We start from the raw sequence: 12,147 nt of genomic DNA, 5'->3' as shown, positions 1-12,147 counted from the left end.
TCCGCCACGACGCCGCGGAAGGCCGCCCAAGCCAAGAGGTGCCGATCCCAGCAACGGCTGATCCCCAAAACCCAAACTGGGGAATTTTACCTCGGCACTTCTGAGGATGATTCAGGCGGCGTTGACAGCTTTGCCGCCCTGGAGCTGCTGGCCGCCCTGAACCGCCACAAGGTCACCAGCATCACGCGCTTGCGCCTCGACGCGGCGCTATACGACCCGGCACCGCCCCGGCTGCCCGGGACCAACGGTCGCCCGCGAACCAAAGGCGCCCGGCTCCCGGACTTGTCCGAGGTGCTGAGGAGCACCCACACGCGCTGGCAACTGGTAACGGTTCCGGGCTGGTACGGCGAGGGCGAGCGCGAGGTCGAAATCTGCACCGCGACTGCCGTCTGGCGTCGTGGCGGCATGCCCGTCGTGCCGATCCGCTGGGTGCTGATCCGCGATCCCCGGCAGCGGTTCACCCCGCAGGCCTTGCTGTGCACCGACCTCCACCGCGCGCCGGAACAGATCCTGGGCTGGTTCGTCCAGCGCTGGCAGCTGGAAGTCACGTTCCAGGAGACCCGCGCCCACCTCGGCGTCGAAACCCAGCGCCAGTGGTCGGACCTCGCCATCGCCCGCACCACCCCATGCCTGCTCGCGCTGTTCTCCCTCGTTACCCTTTTGGCCGCCCGGCTCAAGCCTGCGGAGCGAGAAGCCGCGGCCAGCAGTGCCTCGTACCGCAAACCACGTCCAACCTTCAGCGACACCCTCGCCGCCGTGCGACATCATATCTGGCGAGAGCAGGGTTTGCTCACGTCGCAACGAAACCGCCATGTCACGAAACCCCGCCCAGCACTTCAACGCGCCCTGGCTTACGCCATCTGCCATGCCGCTTGATGGCCAAAGTCGAGCTTACAGCGCCTTTCAAAACCGCCCCTGAAGCGCGTTGAGGCAGATGAGGGAACAGGCGAGCGCGGTGAGGGCATGGTGTATATCGAGCCTGCGCTCGTAGCGCATGGCGAGGCGGCGGAAGCGGTTGATCCATGCGAATGTGCGCTCGATGACCCACCTATGCTTGCCCAGCCTCTGGCTGCTTTCAATGCCACGGCGTGCGATCCGATGTTTGATCCCGCGCCGGAGGCAAGCGCGGCGGCAGCGGCGATGATCATAGGCCTTGTCGGCGTGCAACTTGTCCGGCCTGCGGCGGGGTCGCCCGGGTTTTCCTGCAACAGGTTGCACGGCGTCGAGCAGGTCCTCGAAGGGCTTGCTGTCGTGGGTGTTGGCGCCGCTCAGCAGGAAGGCGAGCGGGGTGCCGCGTCGGTCGGTGACGAGGTGCCGCTTGATGCCCGCCTTGCCGCGGTCCGTCGGGTTCGGCCCGGTTCCGGCACCCCCCTTTTCGCCGCGATGGACGCGCTGTCCACGCAGGCACGAGTCCAGTCGATGCGGTCGGCTTGGCGCAGGCGCCGCAGCAACTCCCGGTGCAGCCGGTCCCACACGCCGGCTTCCTGCCAGTCCCGCAGTCGCCGCCAGCAGGTGACGCCGGATCCGCAGTCCATCTCCCGCGGCAGCATCTCCCACGGAATGCTGGAGCGCAGCACGAAGAGGATGCCGCTCAAGGCGGCACGGGGCGGTACAACCGGCCGTCCGCCCTTCGGTTTGGGCCGCTCGGGCGGCAACAGCGGCTCAATGACCAACCAGAGTTCGTCCGGGATCAGGGGCTTCGCCATGCCCTTCAGATCGGCGCAGCCCTACAGCTTTTCCTGGTTTTGAAAGGCGCTGTTAGTTTGAGAAGCTGTGGGCTTGATACTGGAACAGCCAGCAGGACCCACATGGACGCTCTGCCCGCGTCAGACATCGAAGGAACTTAGGATGGGGCAGGGCCCGGCGCTTCCCTCAGCGCACTCTCGCGCTAGTCGTCGGAGGGCGTCTTGGGCACGCTGGAGATCAGCGATCTTGGCGTCCAGCGCCTCGATGCGGGCCTTCGCAAGCTCGCGGGCACGGCTGCGGTCCTCGCCGGCGTCCAGCTCCAGCAGCTCCCTGATCTCCTCCAGCGTGAACCCCGCCGCCTGTGCCTGCCTGATGAACCGCAGGCGGCGCACGTCCGCCCGGTCGTAGTGCCGGATCCCGCCCCCTCGCGCAGGTGTCCTGAGCAGGTCTCTGCGCTGGTAGAAGCGGATCGTTTCGACGCCTACGCCTCCGGCGGCGGCAAGCTCGCCGATGGTCAGCGACTTGGCCCCTTGGGGCTCGCTGACGGGCGGCAACCAAGTCCCTTGACTCCGTACCATGGTACGGAACCTATATTCGCGCCGACCGGATTTCAAGGAAACCGAACATGTCGGCCATAACCGTCCTTTCCCCTGCGTCGAGCCGCCCTGCGACGGCGAAGAAGGTGGTCATCCACCGCATGGTGATGCCGCACCACACCTGCCCCTACGGCCTCAAGGCCAAGGACCTGCTGGAACGCTCCGGCTACGAGGTCGAGGACCACCACCTCACCACGCGCGAGCAGACCGACGCCTTCAAGGCGGAACATGGGGTCGCAACGACGCCCCAGGTCTTCATCGGCGGCGAGCGCGTCGGCGGCTACGATGACCTGCGCCGCTTCCTCGGCAAGCCCGTCGTGGATCCAAAGGCGACGAGCTACCGCCCGGTGGTCGCGCTGTTCGCCATGACCGCCCTGACGGCGATGGCGGCGAGCTACGCCGTGACAGGGAATGTGTTCACCGTCCGCGCGGCGGAGTGGTTCATCGGCTTCTCGATGGTCGTGCTGGCGCTGCTGAAGCTCCAGAACGTCGAGGGCTTCGCCACCATGTTCCTGAACTACGACCTGCTGGCCAAGCGGTGGGTGCCCTACAGCTACATCTATCCCTTCGCTGAAGGGCTGGCGGGCGTGCTGATGGTCGCGGGTGCGCTCACCTGGTTGTCGGTACCGATCGCCCTCTTCATCGGCACTGTCGGCGCGGCCTCGGTGTTCAAGGCCGTCTACATCGACCGGCGCGAGCTCAAGTGCGCCTGCGTCGGCGGGTCGAGCAACGTCCCCCTCGGGTTCGTCTCGCTGACCGAGAACCTGATGATGGTCGCCATGGCGGTGTGGATGGCGCTCGCCGCGTTGGGCCTGCCGGTCGGCGCCGGACACGCGATGTAACCCGGCGCTCCGCACCCCACCTAGCCTTCAAGGATTTATCATGTCTTCCGTGCAGATGGGCCAGCCCGGGACCTCCCCGGGCGGCCGCGGGCTCGGCCTGTCCCTCCTCGTCATCGCCACGGCGCAGCTCATGCTCGTCCTGGACGACACCATCGCGAACATCGCCCTGCCGAGCATCCAGCGCGAGCTAGGCGTCTCAGCGGCGACGCTGGTCCTGCATGGCAATGGTCTGGTCTAGGTCGAGAACGCATCCCCTTATGGCTTGCCCTGTGATGCCGACCTGCCGGACGAGCGGCTAATTGTTTCGTCTTCGCTCACCGAAAAGACGGGTTACGCAGTCAGCCGTGAACAACGCTGAAGCCCGCGGTTTTCCTTAGTTTTCCGATCTGGGGAAGTATCCGCGATTGCAAAGCCCCGATCAGGATCGGACCAAAACCTTGCAAAACCGCGCTTCTGTTGAAGCCGCCGCGGCGGCGTGACGCTGCCGCCCGCTCTGGAGGCAGCGCGGGTTCGGCTTGAGGAGGCGGGCAAGACTGTCGCGGTGGTCACCGTCAGCCGGGCCGCGCTCGGCCTGCTCGCCCTGCGCGACGAGCCTCGCCCGGATGCGGCGGAGGGGGTGGCCCGGCTGCGGCGCCTCGGCGTCGAGGCGGTGATGCTCACCGGCGACAACCCGCGCACCGGCGCCGCAATCGGGGGCGCGCTGGGGGTGGAGGTGAAGGCCAGCTTGCTGCCCGCCGACAAGCTGCGCGAGATCGCGGCGCTGAAGGAACGCGGTCCGGTGGTTATGGTCGGCGACGGCATCAACGACGCCCCGGCGCTGGCCGCCGCGACAGCCGGCGTCGCGATGGGCAGCGGGACGGAGGTGGCGCTCGAGGCGGCAGATGCCGCGCTCCTGCGGGAGCGGGTCTCGGGCGTGGCCGACCTCGTCGAGCTCTCTCGCGCCACCCTGACCAACGTGAAGCAGAACATGGCGGTCGCGGTCGGGCTGAAGCTCGTCTTCCTGGTGACCACGATCACCGGCACCACGGGGCTCTGGCTCGCCATCCTTGCCGACACCGGAGCAACGGTATTGGTGACGCTAAACGCGCTGCGGCTGCTCGCCTGGCGGCCATCGGTAGACAGCGGCAGCGATACGCGACACGGCGCCGGGACAGCGCCCGCCACGCGACCGGCCCTCGCGTCGCCCCAACGCGCCAACTGAACGCGCCAACCGAAGGAGACGCCCATGCCCTTGCTCACGGTCACACGCCGCGCCGTCACTTGCGTGCTCGGCGCCGCCGCCATTGCTCCCCCCCAGGCCGGCTCCTGGGGGGGACCACTTATCCCCAGATCGCGGGGACAGGGCTGCGGACAAGGCTGTGGATAATACCGTCTGGCCGTAATCCAGGCTGGGCTTCCTGCACACACCCGGCCACGTTCAGGCTGGGACAAGCGGGGTTGGGCCGCACGGCTCCGCCGCCTCCAGCCCGAGTTCAACCCGGAGATGGCGGAAGCGCACCGGATCGAGCAGCCTCGGCTGATGGGCGAGCCGCCGCAGTACCTCCAGCCCGGCGGCGGTGAAGACGGCGCGGGGGTGCACCTCGGTGGTGCGGATCTCCACCATCCCGCGGTCGAGCAGGCTCTGCATCGCCGCCGGGATCTTAGGCTGCCCGGCCTGCGGTCCACTACGCCAGCGGCGCAGGAAGATACCCGCGGCCAGCAGAGGGTTCTGCCCGAAGCGGGGGCCGAACTCGCCGCGGATGAGGGCGCGTTCCGCGGCCGAGAGGGGGCAGGGCGGCAAGAGTGGGGATGGGCGCATCATGTCCTCCGCGCGGGGGCGCCGGAATGGCGGGCCGGATCGCGTCAGGCTGCCCGGACCAGCGCTGCACTGTCCAGCCTCGGGGCCGATGCGCGAGGGTCAGGAAGCTGGTGGCACTGAAGCTGCTGAGCTGCGCCGAGGCGCAGTTCCACGTCCGCCAGTGCGGGATGACCCGGCTGGATGGCGACCGGGACGGCGTGCCATGCGAGCGGCTCTGCCGCTGAGCCTGCCGGCGTCGCCCGCTCCTCTGGCGGGGCGTCTGGTGGAGTGCCATGCAGGCTGGACTTGTCCCGCTTTAGTGGAGAGGCATTGGGTTAGCTACCAGCCATTTTTTCGAATTGGGCTGGGCTTGTGAAGTCGAGCGCGGAGTGGCGCCGGATGGGGTTATAGAAGCCGTCGATGTAGCGGCCGATGGCCTGCCCGGCCTCCTGGCGGGTTTCGAACATGGTGCGCCAGATGAGTTCCGACTTCAGCGTTTTGAAAAACGTCTCGACCATGGCGTTATCGTAGCAATTCCCCTTGCCCGACATCGAGATCAGGATGCCGTGCTTTCGGAGTTCCGCCTGGTAGTCGGCGGAGCAATATTGGCTTCCACGGTCCGCATGATGGATCAGCCCTGGGGTCGGACGGCGCATGATGAGGGCCCTGCGCAGGGCAGCCATCGCCAGCTCCCGATGCAGCCGGTCCGCCACGGCCCAGCCGACCACACGGCGGGCGAACAGGTCGATGACCACGGCCAGATACAGCCAGCCTTCGCGGGTCCAGATATAGGAAATGTCGCTGCCCCACTTCTGGTTGGGACCCTCCGCCGAGAAGTCCTGATCCAGCAGGTTGGGCGCGATCGGCCAGGCATGATGGCTGTCGGTAGTCCGCTTGAACTGCCGCTTTTGCCGGGCACGGAGGCCCTTCTTCCGCATCAGGCGGCTCGTCCTGCGGCGTCCGACAGCCAAGCCGTGGTCCTGCAGCTCCCGCGTCATCCGCGGGCTGCCGTAGGTGCTGTTCGATAGCGCGAACGCCGATCGAACATGGGCCAGGAGGACCATGTCATCGTGCTGGCGGCGACAGGCCGGGCGGCCCCTCCAGGCAAAGTAGCCGCTCTGGCTGACGCCAAGAACGTGGCAGAGACGGTGCACGGGGAACTCTTCTTTCGCTTTATCGATGAGCGCAAACCTCACCGACTTCCCTCCCGAGCGAAAAAAGCTGTAGCACGCTTGAGGATCTCTCTTTCCTGGCGAAGGATTTCATTCTCCCGACGCAGCCGCTTCAGCTCGGCCACGACGTCTTCCTGCCCAGAGCGGTCCGGCTCATCGATCTGCCGGTCCCGGCTCCTGCCGATCCAGCGGACCAGCGTCGAAAGACCAACCCCAAGATCCTCCGCGATCTCCCGCTGGGCACGACCGCTTGTCCAAACCAGGCGTACCGCCTCGTCCTCAAATTCCTTCGTAAACCGGCGCTGCTTCATGGAGCTCCTCTTGCATCATCGGAACCTCTCCACTTCCCCGAAGCAAGTCCATTGCCCGCCTGCTGCGGCGGAAAGAGGATGCCAGGCTCGAGGAAGCACTGGACGAGGCTGCCACCAGTCCCCTCGCGAGGTTTGTCGCCGATCTGCGCAAGGACATCGCTGCGGTACGGGCGGCACTGGAGCTGCCTTGGTCCACCAGCCCCGTCGAGGGGCAGATCAACCGGCTCAAGATGATCAAGCGCACCATGTACGGCCGTGCGGGCTTTGAGCTGCTCCGCGCCCGTGTTCTGCAGGCGGCATGACCCTCATCCAGCAGCACGGGAAGTGCGGGAGAACCACAATTCGAGCAGCGTTGACAGTCGACACCAACCACTACAGCGTGCCGTGGCGGCTGATCGGGGCCACGGTCACGATCCGGGTTGGCGATGGCTTGGTGCGCATCCACCATGCCGGGGGCGAGGTGGCCTGCCATGACCAGCGGCTGGGCCGCCGCGAGCGTGCTGTCGAGCGGGCTCACCTCCTGGGCATCGTGCCCGACCAGCGAGGCCCGGAGCAGGGCAGCCTCCCCGAGGCCGCGCCAGCCGGGACACAGCCTGCTGCCGATCTGCTGCGGCCGCTTGCCGAGTATGAGCAGGTTGCGGGAGGCGGCTGGTGAGCGCCGACGGGGATGCGCTGCCGGAGATGCTGGCGCGGCTGAAACTGACAGCGCTGCGCGACCGGCTCGACGGGTTGCTGGACGAGGCCGCGCAGGGCGAGCTGTCGCTGCGCGAGACGCTGGCGCTGCTGTGCCGGGCGGAGGTGTCGCACCGCGAGGAGCGGCGTATCCAGATGGGCACCAGCCTCGCGAAGTTCCCGCATCAGTGCACGCTGGAGGGGTTCGACTTTGCCGCGCAGCCCTCGCTGGACGCCCGGCAGGTGCGCGACCTGGCGGCCTGCCGCTGGGTGGCCAACGGCGATGCGCTGCTGATCCAGGGGCCGCCCGGCGTGGGCAAGACGCATCTGGCGATCGCGCTGGGGCGTGAGGCGATCCGGCACGGCCACTCGGTGCTGTTCGCCCCGGCGACGGCGCTGGTGACGACACTGGTGGGCGGGCACGCGGAGGGAAAGCTGGAGCAACGCCTGGCGCAGCTGGCCAAGCCTAAGCTGTTGATCGTGGACGAGTTTGGCTACCTGCCGTTCGAGCCCGCGGCGGCGCACCTGCTGTTCCAGCTCGTCAGCCGCCGCTACGAGCGGGGCAGCATCCTGATCACCGCCAACCGCGCGGTCGGTGACTGGGGCACGGTGCTGGGCGACGAGGTCGTGGCCACCGCCATCCTGGACCGCCTGATGCACCACAGCCACGTGCTGACCATCCGCGGCGACAGCTACCGGCTGCGCGAGAAGCGACGCTTGGGGCTGTTCAAGGCAACACCCGCCCCGGCATCCGTCGGGGCGTCATAGAAACCGAGGTGGCCGCATTGCCGCACGTTGATTGTTACCGGCTCACGTCGTTGCCTCAGGTGGTTTGCTACCGGCGGACGAGGCTCGGGAAGCAACGGGATGGCACGGCGGATCAGCATGGCAGGACGGACTGAGCTTCTGGCGGCGGTGAGCACGCGGTACGGAGGTGCGACGCGGTTGGAGCGTTCGCGCATCCTGGACGAGTTTGCGGCGGTGACAGGCTACCATCGCAAGCATGCGATCCGGTTGCTATCGGGTTGGGGCACCCGGGAAATGGACGCGTTGCATGGCGATAACCGAGATCAGGCGCGATCCCAACGCTGCCGCTATGGTCCCGAAATCCGCGATGCGCTGATCCAACTCTGCGAAGTCGCTGACCGGGTTTGTTCGAAGCGTCTGCAGCCGATGATCGCTGTGCTGCTGCCAGCGCTGGAACGGCATGGCCAGGTGATGCTGGACGAGACCAGCCGGGCAAAACTGCTGGAGGTGAGTGCCGCAACGATCGACCGACTGCTTGCCGGGGTGCGCCTGGTGGCGGGCAGTGGGCGTCGTCGGCCGGCAGGGTTCGGCTCAGCAGTGCGACGCAGCGTGCCGATCCGGACGTTCAATGACTGGAGCAACCCCATCCCGGGCTGGGTCGAAGTGGATTTCGTGGCGCACGGCGGCACAACGGTCTCTGGGGGGTTCGTGCAGACGATGGTGCTGACGGACGTGGCGACCGGGTGGACGGAGTGCATCCCGATCGTGATACGCGAGGCCGAGATGGTGGTGCATGCACTTGGCCGGGCGCGGGAGCTGTTTCCATTTCCGCTGCGGGGGGTGGATTTCGACAACGACAGCCTGTTCATGAACGACCTGGTCGTAGGCTGGTGCCGGGCGGAGGGGCTGGAAGTGACGCGCTCACGCGCGTATCGCAAAAATGATCAGGCATGGGTGGAGCAGAAGAACGGTGCGATCGTCCGTCGCCTAGTCGGGTATGGCCGGTTCGAGGGCGTGCTGGCTGGAGAAAGCCTGGGGCGACTGTACGCGTCGGCGCGTTTACACGGCAACCTGTTCCAGCCCTCGTTCAAGCTAAGGGAAAAGCGCCGGGAAGGCGCCCGGGTGATCAAGCACTACCACGCCCCGGAGCCGCCGGTGATGCGGACGCTGGCACATGCCTCAGTGTCGGAGGCCGACAAGGTGCAGCTGCGTGGTATGCTGGCTGACGCTGACCCGGTGCTGCTGCTAGCTGGGATCCGTGCCGCACAGGTGGAGTTGGGCAAACGTGTGGACGCGCGCGGCATAAAGGCTGGCCGGGCGGAGACACCGGCGCCACTGGATTTGGCACTGTTCACGGCAAGCCTGAAGGTGGCGTGGGAAGCCGGGGAACAACGGCCTACGCATCGGCGCCGCTACGTGCGGATCAAGCCGATCGTGCGGCCATCGATGCTGGATGCGGTGCGCGACCACCTGCTGATATGGCTGGAAGCGAAGCCTGCGTTGACGGCTGTGGCTGCGCTGGACCAGCTGCGAGCATTGTATCCAGACCGGTTCACGGCGGATCACCTGCGCACGGTGCAGCGGTTCATGAAAGTGCAGCGCCTGACGATGGCACGGGAGATCCTATTGGGTCTGCTGCCACATGGGACAACCTAGGTGCCCGGCATCATGGCGGCTGATGCTGCTGCGTGGGCTGGCGGCGACACAAAAAGCTCCGGTAACATCCCGTCGTGAGGCAACACGATGGATGGGTTTCAGATGTCGCTTGATATCATTGCCCTGAACCACCGCAACACCGGACGGCGCTGGCCGAAGACGCCCTATAGGCGAGCGCTCCGGCAACGCTTTCCTCGGGTGCTTTATCATCAGCGCGGGCACATCGAGAGTGGCTTTAGCCAGCACAAGCGTTGCCTCGGCTCAGCGCTGACCGCGCGAGGACATCAGGCTCAGCGGCGTGAACTCATCCTGCGTGTCCTTACCCACAACCTCATGCTCCTCGCCGCAACCGCATGAGCCTTTCAACAAAGCAAGATCATTATAGAACGCAACTGTGCTAACGGGGGAGTTGCTCAGCCGCCGAGCGCGCCAGCTGGAACCTGAGAGCCGCCGTCGGGGCGGATCTGCAGCTGGGACAAGTGATGGCTCCAAGGATGACCGTCGTAGCTCAGCTGATTGGCGTCGCTGCTCGGCGCGTTGTTCATGAGCGCGATGCTCTCCTCGAGCGGCGGCAAGGTTCGCTTGCTGATCTCGATGGGCACGTTCAGAGGATTGCCCTCGGCGGAGCGGCTGTTTCCCGGAGCACCAGCTCCAACCTCTCCCCGGCTCGCCGCAATGCTAAAGCGAGTAGGGTTCTCCGACGTCCCCGCACCTTCGTGCGCGAACGCGGGACCCGCCAGGAGAAGAACACCCAGACCAAGAGAAAAAATCTTAGAAAACGGCATGGGAACTCCCAAATCTGATGGATGATGCACGGTCGGCCTAACTAACCTCGTGCTCCTGCGTTTTCAGATTTAGACAACGAACATTACGGCTCTTTCGCTGGCTTGCGACAAATTATGTCGTAAGCCGTTTGGCGGAAGATGCGAAAGGTGCTCGATCCATGCGGAGCGGACGAAAGCGCCGGTGCACGGACCGTAATCCGTGCCAAATGCCGCAGTTTGACCGTAGCCTTGAAACTGATCCGTCGGCAGGGAGAGCTTTCCGGCTTCATCAGCAGCCCTTACGGGCTGCTTTGGCAGCAAATTCCTGGGGCGTCAGGTGCCCCAGGGCACTGTGAGGATGGCACGCATTGTAGTCCCGTCTCCAGGCCTCGATCTTGCTCCTGGCATCCTCCAGCGACAAGAACCAATGCGTGTCCAGGCATTCGTCGCGGAGGCGGCCGTTGAAGCTTTCCACAAAGCCGTTGTCGATTGGCTTGCCCAGTCGGGAGAAGTCCAGCATCACGCCGCGCTTATAGGCCCAGCGGTCCAGCGCCTTCGACACGAACTCCGGGCCGTAGCACATCGGGAAGGTTGAACCGGATTGGGCATGATCCGGTTCAAAGACGGCCACGGCCGGTCAGCAAGCCTCCACAGTGATGGTGTCCAGCCACACGGAAAGGAGCCGACCGGCCATGACCACGTTCCAGCCTACACCCCCTGCCGCTGTCCTTGTCGCCATCGATATCGCCAAGCTCAGGAACGAGGTGCTGATCGAGGTGCCTGAGGCCCGGCGGCGCCGGAGGATGACGGTGACCAACACCCGTGCCGAGCACGACCGGCTGGTGGCCGAGCTCCATGCGCTGGAGCGTCCGATCATGGTGGGGCTGGAGCCAACCGGCCACTACCACCGCCCGCTCGCCTGGCGGCTGGTGCAGGCCGGCTTCGACGTCCGGCTGATCTCCTCCGTGGCCCTGGCCCGCACGAGGGAGGCCCTGCACAACGGCTGGGACAAGAACGATCCCAAGGACGCCCGGGTCATCCTGCACATGCTGCGGATCGGCGCGGCCAAGCCCTACCATGACCCGCTGGAGCACGGGATCAACGACATCCAGGAGCTGTCCCTGACCCATGAGGTGGTGTCCAAGGCCAAGACCGAGACGCTGCACCGCATCCAAACCCACTACCTGCCTTTGTACTTCCCCGAGGTTGACCGCTTCCGGAACAACACCCGCAGCGACTGGTTCTTCGCCCTCCTCGAGCGCTTCCCCGTGCCAAGCAGCATCACCGCCCTCAGCCAAGCAGCATCACCGCCCTCAGCAAGGAAGCCTTCGTCGCGGCGGCCTGGGATCTCGCCGGCCGCAAGGTCGCCAAGCGCGCCTGCTCGGCGACATCTACGACACCGCCCGGCCTTCCATCGCCTTGCCGATCCCGCCCGAGGCGCCTGCGGTCACCATGTTCCGGCTCGTCATCGCCGAGGCACGGCACCTGATCGCGCAGCGCGACATCATTGAGCGGCTCGCGGGCGAGCTGCTGGGCGAGCACGCCGACTTCCGCCGCCTGCAGCAGGTCCCGGGCATCGGGCCAATCAACGCGCTTGCCATCCTGGCCGAGGCAGGTGACCTGCGCCGCTTTGGTCATCACCGCCAGTTCCTGAAGTTCTGCGGCCTCGACCTCGCCACCCACCAGTCTGGCCAGTTCCGCGGCAAGACCAGGCTGTCCAAGCGCGGCAATGCCCGCCTGCGCCGGACGCTCTGGATGGCCGCCCAGGTGGCCATCCGTCAGCGGGAGAACAGCTTCCGCGCCAAGTTCGAGCGCTACGTCGCCAAGGACCGGGAGGATCCGGACCTCCGGCGCAAGGCGTTCACTGCCATCACCGCCAAGATGGCCCGCGTGGTTCACGCGATGGTTCCGTTGCAAGTTTGCC

Annotated in this window: 14 protein-coding genes and 3 pseudogenes; 11 read left to right on the top strand and 6 right to left on the bottom strand. The window is 66.3% G+C overall.

All coding sequences use genetic code 11. From position 1 onward, the window contains the following. On the top strand, positions 1-876 hold an 876-nt coding region (locus tag CR165_RS25200), incomplete at its 5' end, for an IS701 family transposase (protein WP_219929815.1). A gap of 27 nt (positions 877-903) precedes the next feature. On the opposite strand, the gene CR165_RS21460 is transcribed toward CR165_RS25200, so the two are convergent. Both CR165_RS21460 and CR165_RS21455 read right to left on the bottom strand, forming a co-directional pair. After that, positions 904-1,706, bottom strand: a protein-coding gene (locus tag CR165_RS21460) for an IS5 family transposase (RefSeq protein WP_379639959.1) whose coding sequence is annotated in 2 segments (ribosomal slippage) — positions 904-1,376 and positions 1,376-1,706 — 804 coding nt in all. Because the reading frame shifts where the segments join, the coding sequence is not laid out codon by codon here. A 120-nt stretch (positions 1,707-1,826) separates the two neighbouring features. Further along, positions 1,827-2,240 (bottom strand): MerR family transcriptional regulator, encoded by a 414-nt coding sequence (locus tag CR165_RS21455; RefSeq protein WP_245906664.1) that lies wholly within the window; start codon positions 2,238-2,240, stop codon positions 1,827-1,829. Positions 2,241-2,311: 71 nt separating this feature from the next. Between CR165_RS21455 and CR165_RS21450 the strand changes: the two genes are divergently transcribed. From CR165_RS21450 to CR165_RS21440, 3 genes are all read left to right on the top strand, one after another. Next, complete coding sequence (locus CR165_RS21450; protein WP_109518963.1) at positions 2,312-3,124, top strand: glutaredoxin family protein; 813 nt, start codon at positions 2,312-2,314, stop codon at positions 3,122-3,124. A 40-nt stretch (positions 3,125-3,164) separates the two neighbouring features. Next, a complete protein-coding gene (locus CR165_RS21445; protein WP_219929814.1) occupies positions 3,165-3,362 on the top strand; it encodes a hypothetical protein in 198 nt (65 codons plus the stop codon). A gap of 237 nt (positions 3,363-3,599) precedes the next feature. Continuing rightward, the gene (locus CR165_RS21440) at positions 3,600-4,325 is read left to right on the top strand and encodes an HAD-IC family P-type ATPase (protein ID WP_109518962.1); all 726 of its coding nucleotides are present in this window, start codon (positions 3,600-3,602) and stop codon (positions 4,323-4,325) included. 216 nt (positions 4,326-4,541) lie between these two features. On the opposite strand, the gene CR165_RS21435 is transcribed toward CR165_RS21440, so the two are convergent. After that, entirely contained in the window at positions 4,542-4,925 is a 384-nt protein-coding gene (locus tag CR165_RS21435) for a hypothetical protein (RefSeq protein ID WP_146201984.1), read from the bottom strand. A 107-nt stretch (positions 4,926-5,032) separates the two neighbouring features. Here CR165_RS21435 and CR165_RS25450 point away from each other — a divergent pair, with 107 nt between their 5' ends. Then, a complete protein-coding gene (locus CR165_RS25450; RefSeq protein ID WP_219929813.1) occupies positions 5,033-5,146 on the top strand; it encodes an excalibur calcium-binding domain-containing protein in 114 nt (37 codons plus the stop codon). Positions 5,147-5,236: 90 nt separating this feature from the next. On the opposite strand, the gene CR165_RS21425 is transcribed toward CR165_RS25450, so the two are convergent. Further along, a protein-coding gene (locus CR165_RS21425; RefSeq protein WP_245906663.1) for an IS3 family transposase occupies positions 5,237-6,384 on the bottom strand; the annotation gives its coding sequence in 2 pieces (ribosomal slippage) (positions 5,237-6,126 and positions 6,126-6,384; 1,149 coding nt in all). A 44-nt stretch (positions 6,385-6,428) separates the two neighbouring features. Here CR165_RS21425 and CR165_RS25780 point away from each other — a divergent pair. From CR165_RS25780 to CR165_RS21400, 5 genes and pseudogenes are all read left to right on the top strand, one after another. Next, positions 6,429-6,686: pseudogene (locus tag CR165_RS25780) on the top strand (transposase); the annotation flags it as partial. Then, positions 6,683-7,039, top strand: coding sequence for a Mu transposase domain-containing protein (locus CR165_RS21415; protein WP_109518958.1), 357 nt, complete (start codon positions 6,683-6,685; stop codon positions 7,037-7,039). The pseudogene CR165_RS25780 and the gene CR165_RS21415, both read left to right, overlap by 4 nt. Further along, complete coding sequence (istB, locus tag CR165_RS21410; RefSeq protein ID WP_281262120.1) at positions 7,036-7,824, top strand: IS21-like element helper ATPase IstB; 789 nt, start codon at positions 7,036-7,038, stop codon at positions 7,822-7,824. Before CR165_RS21415 ends, istB begins: the two co-directional genes overlap by 4 nt. Before the next feature lie 99 nt (positions 7,825-7,923). Then, the gene (locus tag CR165_RS21405) at positions 7,924-9,459 is read left to right on the top strand and encodes an integrase catalytic domain-containing protein (protein ID WP_109518957.1); all 1,536 of its coding nucleotides are present in this window, start codon (positions 7,924-7,926) and stop codon (positions 9,457-9,459) included. 102 nt (positions 9,460-9,561) lie between these two features. After that, the gene (locus CR165_RS21400; RefSeq protein ID WP_146201983.1) at positions 9,562-9,816 is read left to right on the top strand and encodes a transposase; all 255 of its coding nucleotides are present in this window, start codon (positions 9,562-9,564) and stop codon (positions 9,814-9,816) included. Between the two features lie 56 nt (positions 9,817-9,872). Here the strand turns inward: CR165_RS21400 and CR165_RS21395 are convergent, their stop codons facing one another. Together CR165_RS21395 and CR165_RS21390 are read right to left on the bottom strand one after the other, a co-directional pair. Continuing rightward, complete coding sequence (locus CR165_RS21395; protein ID WP_109518955.1) at positions 9,873-10,061, bottom strand: hypothetical protein; 189 nt, start codon at positions 10,059-10,061, stop codon at positions 9,873-9,875. A 451-nt stretch (positions 10,062-10,512) separates the two neighbouring features. Then, positions 10,513-10,797 (bottom strand): annotated as a pseudogene (locus CR165_RS21390) (integrase core domain-containing protein); the annotation flags it as partial. Positions 10,798-10,915: 118 nt separating this feature from the next. On the opposite strand from CR165_RS21390, the pseudogene CR165_RS21385 reads away from it, so the two are divergent. Beyond that, positions 10,916-12,131: pseudogene (locus tag CR165_RS21385) on the top strand (IS110 family RNA-guided transposase); the annotation flags it as partial. Between the last annotated feature and the right edge of the window lie 16 nt (positions 12,132-12,147).

Source organism: Teichococcus aestuarii (genome assembly GCF_003116135.1).
Taxonomy (GTDB): Bacteria; Pseudomonadota; Alphaproteobacteria; order Acetobacterales; family Acetobacteraceae; genus Pseudoroseomonas; species Pseudoroseomonas aestuarii.
The sequence above is the reverse complement of the archived record's forward strand: the minus strand, read 5'-3'. Positions and strand labels throughout refer to the sequence as shown.